Here is an 18,854-nt window from a genome sequence, read left to right on the forward strand (position 1 = left end):
AAGCCCGTGCCAGTTAACACGGGCTTTTTGAGATGAGAATCAAAAGGAATATCAGGTTTAGGTTGACACTGATAATCATTATCAATTAAGATGGAACTATTCCTATACCTAATAAGAGCCAAGGAGCTGAAAGTATCCATGTTGCCCGATTTCTATATAAACAGGCAGAAGTTCCCGCTGCATTTTTCCTCGGTTATTGTGCGCAGCGACCGGAGCCTTGTAGCGGCTTCGCCGGGACAGGGGATATTCCTGAAATGCGGAAACGAAGTCTGGCGTCTCCTATCCGACGGCCTTCCGGAAGGTACGGCGGTGAACCGGCTGCAAATGTCCGGCGGCGTTACCTACGCCTGCACGAATAAAGGCTTGTTCCGCCTAAAGACCACCGAATGGCAGGTTGAAGAGGTTGGCCATCCTTGTTACCAATATAAGGAAGAATGGGGTTACGGCTTTGCCGCCACCCAATCAGGCCTTTATTATAAATCGGGGGACAACTGGAAGGAATCCGCCTACAAAAATACCATCGTCTATGATTTTTTATTTACACCCCACTATTTATATATTGGACTTGATCATGGCATCAGCATGTACGACCGGATAACAGACCGCTGGGCTGCGTTTGAGCTTGGGTTCGGGGTTACGGCGCTGGCCGCCACCAAAGATAATCTGTTTGGTTCAACTGTGAAAGGGGAACTCGTTGTCAGCAATGGCCAAGGAGGCTTCAGCACAATTCAGTTTCCCGATATTTTCATTTTCTCGGTCATTTCCAAGCATGCACGGGTGTATGTATGCACGGACAAGGGGCTTTACCGCATCGGAAAGCTTGGGGACAGGCTGACGCTATTTTCCGTAAAACCAGGCGTGCCGGTAACGGATATCGACTGGCTGGGAACGGAGCTATATATGGCTACGCTTTCCAAAGGCGTACAAATGATGCTGACGTAAGTCTTGACGGCCGGACTTCCAGTCGACCCGATGCTGCTGTCCCGCGATAATGGAAAATTTTAAATCGGCAGCTTGCCTGAATTTGGGCAACAGCCGGTTTTTTTTATTTTTCACGTTTAATGCCGAGGATTTGAGAAGCTGACCTCCCGAAATGATTCTTCTTTTATGTGACCTGCCTATAGGTGAATGCATATGATACCTATGACATTTCAGGCGGAAGAAGGAGAGGGCTATGGCCAAGAACAGCAAAGGGAAGAGTCCCAAAGGACGAAAACCGTTATTTTTCGTAGACAATCCAAACACTTCGGAATTGGAATGGATTGAGAATTTACAGAAAAACAAGCAGCCGGTGCGACGGACAGTGGACGATCGAACCGTTACGGTCAATTCGGTGGCTGCTTTAGAGGAGCCATCGGCAGACTTGCAAACCGGTGAGCCGACGGTCGAAGATACCTCAGCGGAGGAGGCAGGAATAGAACAAAGCCCCATAGAGGAACAAAGTGACTCCGCGGATCTGGTTGAAGAAGACGGAATTCGTGCTGAGAATGATGGGCAGGCGGTGGATCCGCTGCTTCAGACAGATGCCCTGGTGGAGACGGGAGATCAGAAAGTCGTCGCTTCAATTCAGACTGAACAACCGATCCTCGCAGAGGCAGTCAGCAAAGAGGAGCGTGTAGAAGAGAAGCGGCTTCCGGATCCTGCTATTCCCTTCATTTATACCGATGATATCGCAGACGATGCGATTACCTTCGACAAGCTTGCACCGGGCGCAGTTGAAACCTCCCGTATAAAACCGGGCGCCGTTCAAACAGAATCGCTGGCTGACTTTTCCGTTGAAAGCATCAAAATCGCCGAGGGAGCGATTAATGCTTCCAAAATCGCCCCTGAATCCATTATGAGCGATCATCTTACCCGAAACGCCATATCCGGTGCCAAAATACGCGACCGTTCCATCACCGGTGAGAAAATACGGGACGGCAGCGTCACCTCGGAGAAGCTCGCGGACCGGACGATCAGCGCCGACAAACTCGCAGAGGGCTCAATCGAGGCAAAGCACCTGAAGCCGTTCATAATAACGACAGATCTTATCGGCGATCAGTCGGTGACGTCCAGTAAACTCAGGAGCGGAGCGATCCGGACAGAGAACATCGCCAATGATGCCATTCATACTTCCAAAATGGCTGACGGGTCCGTTACCAAGTCCAAGCTTCGTGATCAAGCGGTAACGGGCGATAAGCTTGCAGCAGGTTCTATTGATTCCGTGCATCTGAAGCCAGGTCTGCTGCTGGCTGAGCATGTTTCGGATGGGATTGTGCTGGGAAAGCATCTGGCCCCGGGCGAAATCAACGCCATTCACCTGGCCGAAGGAGCAGTGAGCTCCAAACAACTGGAGGAAGGGGCCGTAAACGGGCCGGCAATCGCACAGGCAGCAGTCGGACCGCTTCATCTGCAAGACGGAGCTGTAAACGCCGCCCATATCGGAGCTGATGAAATTGGATCCCAGCATATCGCCGATTTGGCTGTTACTTCCCCCAAGATTGCCGATATGTCCATCTCAACGATCAAGCTGGTCGATCATGCCATAACGTCATCCAAAATCGCGGACCAAAGCATTACTGCCGCCAAGATAACGGATGAAGCGGTTCAGACCCGCCATCTTGGGCGTTCAAGCATCAGTGCGGATAAGATTGCGGAGGAAAGCATTGAGGAGCAGCATTTGTCCGCTGATTCGGTCAGAGGCAAACAGCTGGCAGCCGACAGCGTGGACACCATTCATCTGGCAGACAAGTCGGTCACGACGAAGAAGCTGGCGGCGGGGGCTGTCCAGAGAATCCACCTTAGCACGGAGGCGGTCAGCGGAGAACAGCTGGCAGCCGGCGCTGTGAGTGAAAGCAAGCTGGCAGCTGGCAGCGTCAGTGTCGGGAAGATCGCCGACCACGCCGTTCAGACCCGCCATCTGAGTGACGAGTCGATTACCTTCGATAAGATCGCGCCAGATGCAATCCGCGCTTATCATCTGTATGAAGGTTCCGTTGGCGAAGACGCCATCTCTCCGGAGTCGGTTGGATCCGCCCATTTGCAGAAAAACCTGATTCAGGCTTCGCATCTTGCAGAAAACTCTGTGGGCGCTTATGCCCTGCAGGATGGCGCAGTGAAATCGTCTAAGCTTGCACCTGGATCCGTGATGGAGAAACATCTGGCCCAGGGAGCCGTATTCTCTCATCATCTTGCCGATCATATTGTGAATTCCCTCAAACTGTCCCCGGAGAGTGTTTCCACGGATAAGCTGTCCGATTGGGCTGTAAACACAGCGAAGCTTGCAGACAGCAGTGTTACAACAGCGAAGCTTGCATCCCATGCCGTGACTGGGGGGCAGATAGCCCCGCAAACCGTAGAAGGTGCCCATCTGGCAGCAGGTATTATCGAAAGCGGGCATATCGGTGCCGGTGCCATTCATACTACTCATCTGGGGAGATCGGCCGTCGTCAGCGAAACACTGGCTGAAGGGGCTGTAACCGGAGAGAAGTTGGCACAAGGAGCGGTGAACAGCGGACATCTGGAGAATGAATCGGTGGTCAGCAGGCATTTGGCGGAACAATCCGTGCTGGGTGTCCATCTTGGCAATGAAAGTGTGGGTGAACGGCATCTCGGCAGAGAAGCTGTGACTGAAGATAAGCTTGCCGCGGGAAGTGTCGGGAGCGTTCATTTGCAAAATGGCGTCGTAGGTCCACAGGCTCTGCAGGATGGGGCGGTTCTTAGCTGGCATGTGGGCCGGGGAGTAATTGATACCGGTCATTTGGCTGATTTGCTGATCGGAAGCAACCACCTGCAGAAAGACAGTATTGAGCAGCAGCATTTGACGGATCAGGCTGTGGGTACGGGGCAACTGGCTGCTGGAGCGGTTACCGGCGAGAAACTGGCTCCTGTGTCGGTAAATGGCGACCATATCCAATTGGAAAGCATAGCCGGTAAACATTTGAAGGCGGAGTCGATTCAGGGTTATCATCTCCGCAAAGGATCCATTACGCAGGCGCATCTGGCAACGGAGCTGTTTGCTTTCGAGAAAGCACCGGATGGCATCCTGCCCGGCGGCAAAATCAAACCCGGAACCATTGGGGCGAAACACCTGGAGAAAAACCTCATCGGCAGGGAGCAGCTTGCCGCGGATGCTGTCAGTGAGACGGAGCTTCAGGACGGGGCTGTAACCTTTGCCAAACTTGCGGCTCAGTCCGTGTCGAAGGAGCAGTTGATTGACGGATCCGTCGGAGAACGCGCTCTTGCTGAGGGGGCGGTCACAAAAGACAAATTGGCGGGCAACGCCGTTGGGACAGAGGCTCTTATTGACGGTGCAGTGACGGCAGAGAAGCTGTCTGCTGCATCAGTCGGCAGCGGCGCGCTGGTCGATGGTGCGGTAACCGAAGCGAAGCTTGCTGTGAAGTCAGTGGACACCGCTGCGTTGGCCGATGAAGCAGTGACAACGGCAAAGCTTGCATTGGCGGCAGTCACCTCTGTGGAGCTGGCCAATGGCGCGGTAACAGGAGCAAAGCTGGCAGCCGGTGCAGTCGAAACAGCTGCGCTTGCGGAGGGCGCGGTCAGTGGCGGGAAGCTTGCGCCGGATTCGGTTACAGCCGACAAGCTGGCACCGGGAGCAGTTGCTGCGCACATCTTGGCAAACGGGGCCGTTACAAGCAGCAAGCTAAGTGAAGGAGCTGTAAATTCGGCAGCATTGGACGCTGGAGCGGTGACCGGTGAGAAGCTGGCTTCCGGCGCCGTTGGAACCAATGCACTGGGGGCCAGCGCTGTCACGGAAACGAAACTGGCGCCGGGAGCTGTAACGAGTATGAAACTGGCGGACGGCTCTGTCGGTTCCGATAAACTCGCAGAAGCGGCGGTAACCAATGATAAGCTGGCAGCAGGATCCGTTAGGGCTGATTCACTTGCCGATGGAGCGGTAACCGGGGCGAAGTTAGCAGCGGGATCGGTGACGGGATACTCGCTGGCACAGGGCGTGGTTACCGAGGAAAAGCTGGGCGAGGGAGCGGTTGGCTTCGCAGCGCTGGCAAATCGGGTGGTCACGGAAGCGAAACTTGCGCTCGGCGCGGTTGTGACGGAATCCTTGTCTCATGGAGCGGTAACGGCTGAGAAGCTGGGTGACGGAGCGGTTGGACCGGATGCGCTGGCAGAAGGTGCCGTGACAGCAGCGAAGCTTGCGCCGGAGGCAGTAGGCGAAGAAGCATTGGCAGGCAGCTCAGTAACGAGTGAAAAGCTCGCTGCAGGCTCGGTAAGGTCAGAAACGCTGGCAGATGAATCGGTAACGGACAGGAAGCTGGCACCCAATGCAGTTACCGGAAAGGCATTGGCAGATGAGGCCGTGACGGGAGCGAAGCTGGCGGCGGGAGCCGTGACTTCGGAGAAACTCGAAGCAGGCACAATCCTTTCGGATCATTTGGTGGATGGCGCTGTGACCGCAGCAAAGCTGGAGCAGGGAGCCGTAACCACGGATGCGCTGGCCGATGGAGCTGTCGAGGGAGCGAAGCTGGCGGCTGGGGCTGTAACTTCGGAGAAACTTGAAGCAGACACGGTCCTTTCGGATCATTTGGTGGATGGAGCTGTGACCGCAGTGAAGCTGGGTCAGGGAGCCGTAACTGCGGATGCGCTGGCCGATGGAGCTGTCGGAGGAGCGAAGCTGGCGGATGGGGCAGTGACCGCGGATGCGCTGGCTGATGGAGCTGTCGAGGGAGCGAAGCTGGCGGCAGGAGCCGTGACCGCGGATGCGCTGGCTGATGGAGCTGTCGGGGGAGCGAAGCTGGCGGCGGGAGCCGTGACTTCGGAGAAACTTGAAGCAGGCACGGTCCTTTCGGATCATTTGGTGGATGGTGCTGTGACCGCAGCGAAGCTGGGTCAGGGAGCTGTGACCGCGGATGCGCTGGCCGACGGAGCTGTCGGGGGAGTGAAGCTGACGGCTGGGGCTGTAACCGCGGATACGCTGGCTGATGGAGCTGTCGAGGGAGCGAAGCTGGCGTCTGGAGCCGTGACCGCGGATGCGCTGGCTGATGGTGCTGTTGGAGGAGCGAAGCTGGCGTCTGGAGCCGTGACCGCGGATGCGCTGGCTGATGGGGCTGTCGGGGAAGCGAAGCTGGCGGCAGGAGCCGTAACTTCGGAGAAACTCGAAGCAGGCACGGTCCTTTCGGATCATTTGGTGGATGGTGCTGTGACCGCAGCGAAACTGGGGCAGGGAGCTGTAACCGCGGATGCGCTTGCCGATGGAGCTGTCGGGGGAGCGAAGCTGGCGGCTGGGGCTGTGACTTCGGAGAAACTCGGTACGGAAACGGTTCGCGAGGATCATTTGGCTGATGGAGCTGTGAGCGCAGCGAAGCTGGGTCAGGGAGCTGTAACCGCGGATTCGCTGGCCGACGGAGTTGTCGGAGGAGCGAAACTTGCGGCAGGAGCCGTAACATCGGAGAAACTCGGTACGGAAACGGTTCGCGAGGATCATTTGGTGGATGGCGCTGTGACCGCAGCGAAGCTTTCTTCAGGAGCCGTAACCGCGGATGCGCTGGCCGACGGAGTTGTCGGAGGAGCGAAGCTTGCGGCAGGAGCCGTAACTTCGGAGAAACTCGGTACGGAAACGGTTCGCGAGGATCATTTGGTGGATGGCGCTGTGACCGCAGCGAAGCTGGGTCAGGGAGCCGTGACCGCGGATGCGCTGGCTGATGGAGCTGTCGGGGAAGCGAAGCTGGCAACTGGCGCGGTTCATGCCGATGCGATAGCCGCACATGCGGTAACCCGGGATAAAATTGGCGAAGGAGCGGTGGGATCAGAGGCCGTCGCGGATGGTGCGATTTCAGCATCAAAGCTGGCTCCCGGCTCGGTAACCTCAGAGGTCCTGGCTGATCAGGCGATTACTGGAGCTAAGCTTGCCGCCGCAATTGTCACCACAAGCACGATCGCTGACGGGGCGGTGACCAGAAGTAAACTGGCTGAGGATGCTTTCGGGGGAGATTGCCTTCAGGACGGAGCGGTGACCGCCTCGAAGCTCGCTTCCGGCTCGGTCGGTCAAGAGCAGCTGCAGGCAGGAGCCGTGACTCTGGGCAAAATCGCACCCCGATCCATTACGACTTCCAATATTATTGCTGGTTCCGTCGAAAGTGAACTGCTCTGCGACGGTGCCGTAACGAGCGGGAAGCTGGCTCGTGGAGCGGTAGGTACGGATTCGCTTGAAGACGGGGCGATTACGGCAGACAAATTAGCGCCGGGACTCCTTCCAGACCTTGAGCAGGCAAACGGATTGATACCGGCATCGCGTCTGGAAGACGGAGCGGTGGCTGCGGAGAAACTGGCGGCAGGAGCTGTTACATCCGACAAAATAGCCCCAGGCTCTATCAAAGCGGAACATTTTGCACCAGAGGTATTGGCTTCTTTGTTCCCCGATGCCGATCAAGCAACCGTTGAAACGCTACCGGAAACTAAAACGAATCCGGAGCCTTCGGATAGCCCAGCCCCGGCGGTGACTGCCACCGCGGCAACAGCAGCGGTCTGCCAGCAATTCGGCCTGGCGGCCTACAGTTTCGTCGGCCAGGGTGAGCAGCTGGATATCGAGATCGCATTCCAGCAACCGTTCGCGAGTGATGAATATGCACTGGTGGCTTCAACGGACCAGTTATCCTGTTATGCATTCATAAAAGCCAAAACAACAGATACAGCCATGCTGACCGTTGTGCGGACTCGTCTTTTTCCGGAACCGGCAGGATTCGTCAACTGGATCGCCATTGGCAGCAGATAGCTGGAGGCATGGGCTTAAGAGTGCGGCGGAAGGAAGCAACTACTATTTCAAGAGCAACGTCCGGCAGCGGGTATAATCCGTTGCCGGACTTTTTATATCATAGCCAGAATTTATAAGTTTTCAGGGAGGACGAAAGGGCTGCCCCCAGGAGATAACCCTCTAAATCCCCCAGAGGGGGGCCCCAAAGGTTTCCGACGGAAAGGAATAACGTAGGCGGTGCCGTCCCATACGGGACCCACTTGTACGTTTGCGCACCCGAGCTGGCGAATGTCCCTTCGGGACAGGGAAGAGAAGCTTATTGAAGCAAGCCTCTCATCGAATATTGAGGTAAACGTTCTCCTCGAACAAATAGCAAATTGGGCAACAACGTTATGATGGGACGAAGTCAGGTGGCACGAGAGCAGAGATAAGGAAGTGTGTCCCGCAGGGACGAAAACGATCATTACAAATAGTAACTCACATCCGGTTCTCTGCAATCGCCCACGTTATGCTATTTCCGGGAGTCCAGAGGGGCGGCCCTCTCTGGGGTCCCTCCTGTGGAGGGATTTAGGGAGGGGGACTCTCCTTCATATTGACGGATCTTTTTGGTTGCCCTATAGTAAATTTGTATTTATAAGCAATACAAATACAGGTCGATCGTTGCAAGACATCCCGTTTTATGCTCCAATGTTAGTGATAGCAGCAGCTAGGGGGAGTTATATGTATAAAGTCCTAATTGTAGAAGATGAGATGCTTGTGAGATTGGGATTAAGAAATTCTGTAAACTGGCATAAATTTAATATGACGGTTGTCGCGGATGCGTCGGATGGCCGCACAGCATGGGAGTGGTATAGCCGGGAACAGCCGGATGTCGTTATTACAGATTTGAAAATGCCTGAGATGGACGGGATGACTCTCATCTCCAAAATTAGAGAAAAAGATAAATGGACCAAAATTATTGTCTTAACCTGCATGGAAGAGTTTGACTTGGCTCGGAAGGCTGTCTCGCTTGGAGTCTCCGATTATATGATTAAACTGACCATGACGGAGGAAGAAATGGAAGCGGTTTTACAGAAAACCTATCAGGAGCTGCAGCTGCGCAATGACATTAAGCCGGCGAAACCGGTCGTACAGGCGAACAGTTATTTTGTAAAAGAAAAGCTTCTGAAGGATTTCATGTTTTACAACATTTATTCGGCACAAGAATTCGGAAAAAATGTGGATGAACTAAAGCTGCGCCTCAGTCCGGCCAGATTGATATTGTGTGTCATGGAAATAGACAATTACAAGGATTTGGCGGAAAAATTCAGGGATGAACAAGGGCAATTGATTAAGATGTCCTTGTTGAATATGTTGGAGGAGATATTGGGCAACAGCGGCAGGGGAGAGGCGTTCTATATAAACGACATGCACTATGCTGCCCTGTTCAGCTTCGGCGATACCGCAAGTGAACAAGCTGTACATCAGGAGCTCCATGGCACGTTGAACCGCATCAAAGAAGTGATCGGCACTTATTTCGGCGTTTCTGTGTCCTTTGGGATCAGCCCTATCGATAATGGATTTGCCTCGCTTGGGAAGCTGTATCAGGAAGCTCAAAAAGCGCTTGAACATAAATTTTTTATGGGAACGGGTTTATTGATAGGCTCAACCCATTACAGGCCGGATGGGCAAATCGCTGACAAAATCGAGGCATTGAAGCATTCCCCCGAATTATCCAAACTGCTGGGAGAGCAGGGGGCGGTCAAGTACAACGCAAAAATAGATGCTTTTGTAAAGCGTTTGCCGGAAGATAAAAGAATGTTTAATCAATTTTTCTGTGGGCTGGTTCAATGGATTTCCGCTGCCTGTTACGCAAGCGGCGAACCGTATAGCGCTCTTGTATTGGATTACAACCGGAACATTCAGCAATGCGATACGCTCGACCAGATGATTGCGGATTTCAAAATATTTATTTCCGAAGCATTGGATCATGTGCGGAATAGAAAGAAATTAAGCAAGGAAGTCGCGGCGGCGGTACAGTTTATTGACAGCCATCTCGGCCAAGACATTTCCCTGGTTCAGGTGGCGGAGTATGTAAAGCTAAGCTCGAGCTACTTAAGCACCCTCTTTAAAAAAGAATTGCAGGTTACCTTTATTGAATATTTGAATCATGCGCGAATTGAGCGGGCTAAGGAGCTTTTGGTAGGCACGTATTTGAAGTCTTATGAAATTGCCGAAGAAGTCGGCTTTACCGAACCGACCTATTTCAGCAAAGTCTTCAAAAAAAGCTCAGGTTTAAGTCCCAACGAATACCGCAGGCAGCGGATGAAAGAATGGACTGGGGATATGGACAATGAGGATAGTAGAGTGGATTAAGCGGTACAAGTTTAAGAACAGCCTGCGCACCCAGTTGATCCTATATTTTATGATTGTCAGCCTTGTTGTTCTGGCCGTCGGATCCTACTTCAGCTACAGCTTTATGCTGGAAACCGTCAAAGGGCAGAACGAGAAATATCTTCTGCAGCAATTCCGCCAGTTGGAGCAAAATATGACGGCTACGATCAATGATGTCGACAGACTGTCCAAGCTGTTCATCATGGACGAGCCTGTTCAGCAATTTCTGGTAGCCAATATAAACAGCGATGAAATTGCCGCGATGGAAACACATAAAAGCATATTGAGACGAATAACGGATTTTCTCTCGAATTACAGCCATATCAATTCCATTTACATGTATACCAGGAACAGCGGGGAAATTGGAGGAAGCGCCAGGAATATATTAATCAACCGGGATAATGAAGGGGCCGGGAACGCGTTCCAGCACGAAATTTTTGAAAAAGCTACGGATTCCTTTCCAGCCCTCGTTCTGGAAGGTGGTAAAAATGAAACCTATTTCAACCCCAGCATCATCAGCAGCAAAACCCATCTGATCAGCGTCGTAAGAGCCGTCAAACCGATTTATGACACGAGAAAGAGCGCCATTCTTGTGTTTAACATAGACGAGAGGAACTTTGCATCCGTTTATTCCGCAACGGTAGATGCAAGCGAAGGAAACATGTACATTATCAACGGCAGCGATGAGATCATTTCCAGCAGCGACGGGACCAAGATTGGGACTGTAAGTCCTGCCGCATCCCAGATTCACAAGGAAGCCAGCTTCGGCAGCTATGTGTCCAAAGAAGCCGATGGACAAATTCAAATTGTCTATTATAAGCTCAAGCATACAAATTGGTATATTGTACGAGAAATCCCTTTGGCGATTTATTCGGGGGATATATTTGCCATGCAGAAAATGATCGTGATCATTTTCTCTTTCAGTATGCTGTTTATCTTCATGGCCTCGTTCTACTGGTTAAGAAAAGCGATGGAGCCGTTGAATATGCTGACGGGCAAAATGCGCGATTTGAGCAGCGGGAAGCTGGGGTCGACCTTTGCAAAAATTCCGAATAACGAATTTGGTTTTGTCATAACGAGATTTAATGAAATGTCTGTCAGCATCGTCGAGCTTCTCAATAAAAACGATCAAATCCAGGATGAAAAAAGGAAGCTGGAAATTGAAGCGCTGCAATCGCAAATCAACCCGCACTTTATTTATAATACGCTCAATATGATTAAATGGATGGCGGCCATGATAAAAGCTAAAAATATTTATGACAGCATTGTCGCGCTCGGAAATATGATGAGGCCTGCCTTTAAGGATACCGAGCCTACCTGTACGTTAAAAGAAGAGATCGATTATCTTGAAAATTACTTGAAAATTATGAATTGGCGATACGGCAACAGAATCCGGTTTGAGCTGCATATTCCGCAAAACTTGTTTGCATGCAAAGTATTGAAGTTTATTTTGCAGCCGCTTATTGAAAACTCGGTTATTCACGGTATGAAAAATCATGGGAATGATATCCGGCTTATTATCGCGGGAATTGAGCATGAAAATGACTTCAGCATCATCATCTCCGATACCGGAGGCGGCATCGACCCTCAGAAATTAACCGAAATCAACGAAACGCTTGCCAGCCCCGATAAAATGAAACCGAAAAACCATAATGCTAGTATAGGGATTTACAATGTGAACAGAAGAATTCTTTTAAGCTTTGGCGATCCGTACGGCGTGCGGGTTGAAAGCATTTATGGCGAAGGAACAAAGGTCTCGATCCTTATGCCCAAAAGTGTTGAATAAACAATATCCCCCCAAAAAAGTTCAACTTTTCGCAAAAAAATGCAAGTTAGGATGCGAAAGCCTGTTATTTCCCCCTCTTATGAAGGAATCGTTCAATAAAATCAAGGATTATTTCATTCTCTCCCTCTCTGAATTTATTTATGATCATTCCAGAGAGGAGAAATGAACTGTGGCTCATTCATTGGTAAGCGTAAAAAAAGAAAAGTTCAGAAAGAAAAAACCAAGGAAAAGCATGGTCTTGTTGTTGATGGCAATCCCTTTTGTTTTGCTAGTGTTTGCTTTCAACTATGTGCCGCTTTTCGGATGGATCTATTCCTTCTATAACTTTAAACCCGGCATTCCATTGGACAAAACCCCATTCGTCGGGTTCGATTATTTTAAAATATTGGTGACAGAGGGCAGAGAGGATATTATACGCGTTCTGAAAAACACGCTTGCTCTCAGCTTTCTTCTCATCCTATGTTCACCGCTTCCGGCTCTGCTCGCCATCCTGCTGAATGAAGTGAAGTCCAAGAGATTTCGGAGAATCATTCAGACAACGACTACGCTCCCCAATTTTATCAGCTGGGTCATCGTATTCTCGCTTGCCTTCTCGATGTTTTCTTCGGAAGGACTTATAAACAAGCTGCTGCTGGACTGGCATGTGATCAAGGAACCCATGAACGTATTGGGCAATGGTGAGATCGTTTGGCCTTTCCAGACGGCGATAAACGTTTGGAAAAACATCGGATTCTCATCTATTATCTACATCGCCGCAATAGCCGGTATCGACAATGAGTTGTATGAAGCTGCCAAAGTAGATGGAGCAAGCCGCTTAAGGACGATCCTACACATTACCCTTCCGGGGATCAGCTCCACTTTCTTTGTTCTGCTGCTTCTGCAGATCAGCAATATCCTTTCTGCCGGCTTCGAGCAATATCTGGTCTTCTACAACAGTCTGGTTTCCAGCAAAATCGAAGTTCTTGACTACTATGTCTACAAGCTGGGCATTGTGACCAGCGACTATTCGTATGCGACAACAATTGGGATGCTCAAGACAGTCATCAGCATCATTCTGTTGTTCAGTGTGAATTATCTTTCCAAAAAAGTTAGAGGCAACAGCATCATATAGGGACTTGTAGGGGTGATAAACATGAAGATCAAGGAACGCGGCTTTGGCTTGACGTTATTCAATCTATTGAATTATACGGGTCTCACAATCTTTTTCATTATTTGCATTTATCCCTTTTATTATATTTTCATCTATTCGATCAGCGATCCGGTCCAGGCGCAAAAAGGGATCGCGCTCCTTCCGGCCGGGATTACAATAAACAACTATATTGAGATTTTTCAACTTCGCAATATTTTAAATTCCTTTGTTGTTTCGGTCCTCAGAACGGTAATAGGAGCGGGAATAACGGTGCTATGCTGCTCCTTGTTTGCTTACATCGTTTCTAAAGACGAGCTGCCTTACAAAAAAATCATTTATCGCTTTGTGATCATTACGATGTATTTTAATGCCGGTATTATTCCGTATTACTTAACGATGAAGATGTATCATTTAAACAACAATTTTTTGCTCTATATCATCCCTACTGCAATCTCGGCCTTTTATGTCATTCTGCTTAAAACGTTCATGGAACAGCTTCCGGCGGCGCTGGAAGAATCGGCCAAGATCGACGGAGCCGGGTACTTCACCATTTTTGTCAAAATCATCTTTCCGATATCCACGCCAATTGTTGCTACGATCGCGGTATTTGCCGCCGTTAATCAATGGAACTCGTTTATCGATAACTTCCTCCTCGTCCAAAGCCTCAAGCTTAAGACGCTGCAGCTGGTACTTTTTGAATATTTTAATCAAGCCAGTCAAATTGCTTCCGCCTCCAAGGAGGATTTAACCCGGGGGACGGCCGTAAGGAAAATTACACCCGAAACGATCAGAATGACGATTACGATGGTCGTTACACTGCCGATTATATTTGTTTACCCGTTCATGCAGAGGTACTTTGTCAAGGGACTTATTCTTGGGGCAGTCAAAGGCTGACTGCCAGACCTAGGTTGTTTGGTGTTTGGGCCCAGGCACCATTACACATATATAGAAATGAAATTAAAATTGGAGGTCATCAGATGAGAAAGTCGATGTTGGTTTCAGCTGCATTTATTCTAATTCTATCGATGGTAGTATCGGCATGCAGTGGAAACTCGGACAAGGGGAACGAAAATAAAGCCGGAAACGAAAACAAATCCGGAAACACGTCTCAAACGTCACAGCCGGATGAGTCAGGCGGCACGCCCGACGCAAAAGAGCCGATCACCATAACGATGCTTGTTCCGGAGCCGGGAGCCGCGGTCTGGAACGATTTCCAGGATAGCGCAATCCAGCAGGAGATCAAGAAGGCGACAGGCGTTACGCTGCAAATTATAGAAGCGGACAGCGATAAATTCAATGTCATGCTGGCCAGCGGCGATTTGCCGGATATGATTCGGGGCGGTCCCGCTTACATCAAGCAATTAATCGAAGGCGGCAATGTGGTGCCAATCGACGATTTGCTCCAGTCCAATGGGCAAAATATTTTGAAGGCGGTTCCAAAGACATTGGCTTTCAGCAAAAAGTTCTGGAGCAACGGGACGGACAAAACCTATTTTCTCCCCCCGCAAATCGGTCAGGATCGAATGCCAATTGAAAATGGGATAGGAGCATTTATTCGCTGGGACTACTACAAGGAGCTTAATTATCCTGCAATAAATAATGAAGATGAGTTGCTTGATGTTCTTGCCGCCATGGCGAAGAATCATCCGACAACGGAAGACGGAAAAAAAGTGTACGGGGTATCCGGCTGGACGGATTGGGGCAACTGGTCATACCAGTATACGATGGGCTCGCTTTATGGCAATACGCCATTGACAGGTGAAGTAGCGGGCTTGAAGTGGGATACCAACGAACTCAACAATATGCTTACCGATACAGAAGGCGCATTCTGGAAGAGCGTGAAATATTTCAACAAGGCGAACAGGCTCGGTATTCTTGATCCGGACGCGCTCTTGCAGAAATTCGGCGATTTTGGCGCGAAAGCTACCAGCGGGCAGCTTCTCTCCGGTCCCTCGATCTGGTCTTTGGGCGATTTCAACTCCAACAATGCCAAGGACGGCAAAGGATTTATTTCCGTGCCGATGGATTGGGGCTTCCAATGGAGCGGTTCAAACCAATTGCTGGGCTTTAGCGATAAGCTGTACGGCATCACCAAAAATGCCAAAGCACCCGGTCGGATCATGGATTTAATGAACTATCTGTGGTCGTTTGATGGCGCCAGAACGTTGTTAAGCGGCGTAAAAGGCGTTCACTGGGATGAGGTTGACGGCAAAGCTGTATTAAAGCAGGAAACTATTGATTTGCAAGTGGCAGGCGGTGATTCATGGAGCAAAACATTCATTGGTCAAGCAGGGAATCTGGTTGGGATAAACGCATTTACTCTTCACCCGGAAGACGGGGCGCCACTCGATTTATTCCAGGATCCGGCTATTTATGCGAGCCGCGTTAATGCCCTTCAAAAAGACTTTTCCGATCACTATGGCGTTAAGTACCCGGCAGAAGTATTCATGCAGAAGCTGGAAAGCGGTAAAAATAAAAACCAAAAGGATCAAAATACGCTTGCTATGGGCTTGATGCCATCCCCGCCGGATGACATTAAGAGAATGGAAGCCAAGCTGAAAGATTTGGCTGCTCGGCTGTCGGCAGAATGCGTGCTTACCAAATCGGACGAACAATTTGCAGAAAAACAGAAGAAAGCGATTGCAGCATATAAGGATGCCGGAGCTGACAAAGTGTTTGAATGGTATGCGAAAGCATGGGAGGATGCCAAAACCCAATCGGCTACCATTAACTAGTACAGCTAGCGCTTGATATCTATTTTCCAAACGGACACCAGGGCCGCTATGGCCTCGTTATCGTCTTGAATGCAGAGACTTACGGATCAGAGCCGTTATTTCATCACATATCCGTAAGTCCATCCCAAGCGGACGTTTTCGCCAAATAGCGTCTCCTGTGTCCTCTAGTAGCTACCTCAAATACCAAGTATTGGAACCCGTTGAAGGCAAGGTGATCAAACGACAAGTCCATTTGATATGACAAGGAGCTGATTAAATGATTAAAAAAACAAATGTATTATTGGCTTCATGCTTACTGGCAGCCGTTCTGCTCTTCTGTTTGCCGAAAGCCGCACTCGCGGTTAATGATATCGACATTGTTGCTTCGAACAGCATCGTGAACGCCAATATTGTTGGGTTAGGGTGGAACAATATCAACCTGTGGCCCGAGGGTTCTGAAAACAGATGGCCGGAGGAAATGTTTTTAAAGTCTTTCACCAACGAGGACTGGAACAAGTTTTTTGGCTTGCTGGCCTGGACCAACCCTGCGCTAATACGGCAGGAGGTCAGAATTGAAGATTATCAGCCAACGCAAAACAATATCAACTGGAATAACGAGCAAATGAATAGACTTCGTAAACTGCTGGACAAATACCAGGAATTTGGAATAAAGGTGTACTTGAATGTGTGGCGTCCTCCGGCCTGGGATCGAAATCCCTATAACGCCGACAACTTCGCCCAGGAAATTGCCGACCTGGTGTACCGCATGCGCGTGACCGAAGGCTACGACAATATTGTCGGAGTGGCAACAGGGAACGAGCCTGATCAGGAAGAAGTAACGCAAGCCGATTACCCGGATCCTTATTGGGCCGTGTACCCCAAGCTATCTGCAAAGTTGACCACGCTTGGGATTAAAGACGTGATCAAGATATACGGTCCGGAGACCGCTTCGTATCAGGGCAATGATACAACGATCGACAGCATGCTGAACAAGTATGGGAACGTGCTGGATATGTATACCGATCACATTTACACCTCCGACTACACCAATGCCGTCAACGGATTGAGCGCCAGAGCGAGCAGCCTGAACAGCCGGTACGGTCATGACGTGCCCGTGCTCGTAACCGAGTACGCCCCCAATGGCCTGCATCCCTCCAGGAACACGGACACGCTTTATGGCGGCGTGCTGTATGATACCGGGCAGCTCATTGCACGCGGATTAAACAAAGGAGTAGACGGGTTTTTAAGATGGAGCTGGTCGGGCCGCGATGCGCTAGAGGAAACGGTGTTTAAAGCCCAAACGGGGCTCGACCACTGGGATCCGGACTATTACTTCAAACCGAGCGATCATTTGTATTATCCGCACGCAGTGCAGTCAAGGTATATCAACAGTGGCTGGAACGTGCTGTCAACCAATGTGCTGGACGGGATCGGCGGCATCTATGCTTCCGTACTGCGCTCGCCGGACAACGCGCAGACAACGGTGCTGCTGACAAATATCAACGATAGCGCCAAAACGGCAGGATTGAATTTGAGCGCACTGCCGGGAGCTCCCGGCTCACTTAACAACGTAATGGTGACGGGGCCTAAATCAAAGATGGTAAGCGGTACGAGCGTTTCGCTCACCGGCGGTGCCGGAACGATTACGCTGCCGCCGAACAGTATTGTCACGCTTACAACGCTGCCGCTGGGCAACCTGAACGATCCGATCAACCTGTATTCGCTTGCCAGGCCTTATAATTTGGCGTGGAAGAAGACGGTGACGGCCGGCACATCAGTGGAAAATCACGGTTGGAACAAGTCGAAAGCCGTGGATGGACAGAGACATTCATTAACCGATATTTATGGCTGGACCAGTCTTCCTTCTTCATCGAATCATACCGAATGGATCCAGGTAGACCTTGGGGACAGTTATGCCGTAAACGAAGTGAATCTGTTTGCAAGAAACGACAGTGGGCACATGGGAGACTCTTTCCCGATTGATTTTACGATCCAGACCTCAAACGACAACACAAACTGGACGACGGTTGTGACACGTACCAACTATCCGTTGCCGGCCGCTGCACAGAATAGCTTTACCTTTGCAACGCAAACGGCCAGGTATGTCAAAATCGTCGGCACAAAGCTGCGGCCTGTCGGTACGGAATACCGGATGACCTTGGCGGAGATCGAAGTATATGCCAACGGATCGCCGTCGCCTGCACCTTCGCCTGCTCCAACCCCGCCGCCTGGAAGCAACCTGGTAACCAATCCGGGATTTGAAATGGATGGTTCAACAAACGGCCTTGCCGGCTGGATCACGACAGGAGCCAATCCGGAGGCCGACGGCAGTCAACCGGGCGGACACACGGGATCCTATGAGCTCGTCCATTACAAGGGCAGCGCCTATCAAGTCTATACGTACCAGAAATTAAAGGGTTTATCCAATGGAATATATACGTTAAAAGCATGGGTTAAGAACGATTTCGGCGGGCAGGGTACGGCTTACATGCAAGCCAAAAATTTCGGTGGAGCTGCCGCCACAGTCAATATTCCTACCAGCTCCGCGTGGACGCAGATCAGTATTCCGAACATACAAGTAACCAACGGGGAATGTACGATCGGATTTTATTCCAACTCGCCTTCGTCCTGGTACCTGGTTGATGATGTTGAATTCAATCAGGTGAATGTTGCCTTGAACAAGACCGTCACGGCATCCAGCTCGGTAGAAAACTTTGGCTGGGCAAAGACGAGTGTTGTGGATGGTCAGACGAACTCCACTTCAAGCTCCATGGGCTGGTCCAGCAGCAGCAGCAATACCGTCAACCACACCGAGTGGGTAAAGGTGGATCTTGGAGCAGTGTCCGCCATCCATCACATCAATCTGTATTCAAGGAGCGATGAGCTCGGCAGAAATTTCCCGGTTGATTTTACGATCCAAACATCTACCGACAATACGACATGGACGACTGTAGCGGCACGGACCAATTATACGCTACCGGCAGCAGCCAAACAGAGCTTTTCCTTTGCAACCGGCAATGCCAGGTATGTGAAGATAGAGGGCACAAATTTAAGGATGGCGCCTAACAATACCTACAATATGGCATTTGCAGAAATAGAAGTCTATTAGAGGTGAACACTTATTATTAGCAAATAAGGGAGAACGGA

The 18,854-nt window shown here is 50.6% G+C and carries 8 protein-coding genes; all 8 read left to right on the plus strand.

Annotated elements, in window-relative coordinates:
- The first annotated feature begins 138 nt into the window (after positions 1-138).
- On the plus strand, positions 139-942 hold the full coding sequence (locus IEY46_RS01940) for a hypothetical protein (protein ID WP_188988616.1): 804 nt from the start codon (positions 139-141) through the stop codon (positions 940-942).
- 232 nt (positions 943-1,174) lie between these two features.
- Complete coding sequence (locus IEY46_RS01945; RefSeq protein ID WP_188988618.1) at positions 1,175-7,726, plus strand: WIAG-tail domain; 6,552 nt, start codon at positions 1,175-1,177, stop codon at positions 7,724-7,726.
- A 699-nt stretch (positions 7,727-8,425) separates the two neighbouring features.
- Complete coding sequence (locus tag IEY46_RS01950; RefSeq protein WP_188988621.1) at positions 8,426-10,060, plus strand: response regulator; 1,635 nt, start codon at positions 8,426-8,428, stop codon at positions 10,058-10,060.
- Positions 10,038-11,864: a cache domain-containing sensor histidine kinase gene (locus IEY46_RS01955; protein WP_188988623.1), complete on the plus strand. Its 1,827-nt coding sequence runs from the start codon at positions 10,038-10,040 to the stop codon at positions 11,862-11,864. The genes IEY46_RS01950 and IEY46_RS01955 overlap by 23 nt, the downstream gene beginning before the upstream one ends.
- Positions 11,865-12,033: 169 nt before the next feature.
- Positions 12,034-12,975, plus strand: a complete 942-nt coding sequence (locus tag IEY46_RS01960; RefSeq protein WP_229750002.1) for an ABC transporter permease subunit — start codon at positions 12,034-12,036, stop codon at positions 12,973-12,975.
- A gap of 21 nt (positions 12,976-12,996) precedes the next feature.
- Positions 12,997-13,887, plus strand: coding sequence for a carbohydrate ABC transporter permease (locus IEY46_RS01965; protein ID WP_188988625.1), 891 nt, complete (start codon positions 12,997-12,999; stop codon positions 13,885-13,887).
- A gap of 83 nt (positions 13,888-13,970) precedes the next feature.
- Positions 13,971-15,728 (plus strand): type 2 periplasmic-binding domain-containing protein, encoded by a 1,758-nt coding sequence (locus IEY46_RS01970; RefSeq protein WP_188988627.1) that lies wholly within the window; start codon positions 13,971-13,973, stop codon positions 15,726-15,728.
- Between the two features lie 256 nt (positions 15,729-15,984).
- Positions 15,985-18,816 (plus strand): discoidin domain-containing protein, encoded by a 2,832-nt coding sequence (locus tag IEY46_RS01975; RefSeq protein ID WP_188988629.1) that lies wholly within the window; start codon positions 15,985-15,987, stop codon positions 18,814-18,816.
- Positions 18,817-18,854: the final 38 nt, after the last annotated feature.

Source organism: Paenibacillus nasutitermitis (genome assembly GCF_014641075.1).
Classification (GTDB): Bacteria; Bacillota; Bacilli; order Paenibacillales; family Paenibacillaceae; genus Paenibacillus_Z; species Paenibacillus_Z nasutitermitis.

Coding starts and splice junctions, on each gene's coding strand:
- IEY46_RS01965 (WP_188988625.1), top strand. CDS start 12,997: ATGAAGATCAAGGAACGCGGCTTTGGCTTGACGTTATTCAATCTATTG.
- IEY46_RS01950 (WP_188988621.1), top strand. CDS start 8,426: ATGTATAAAGTCCTAATTGTAGAAGATGAGATGCTTGTGAGATTGGGA.
- IEY46_RS01975 (WP_188988629.1), top strand. CDS start 15,985: ATGATTAAAAAAACAAATGTATTATTGGCTTCATGCTTACTGGCAGCC.
- IEY46_RS01945 (WP_188988618.1), top strand. CDS start 1,175: ATGGCCAAGAACAGCAAAGGGAAGAGTCCCAAAGGACGAAAACCGTTA.
- IEY46_RS01940 (WP_188988616.1), top strand. CDS start 139: ATGTTGCCCGATTTCTATATAAACAGGCAGAAGTTCCCGCTGCATTTT.
- IEY46_RS01955 (WP_188988623.1), top strand. CDS start 10,038: ATGAGGATAGTAGAGTGGATTAAGCGGTACAAGTTTAAGAACAGCCTG.
- IEY46_RS01970 (WP_188988627.1), top strand. CDS start 13,971: ATGAGAAAGTCGATGTTGGTTTCAGCTGCATTTATTCTAATTCTATCG.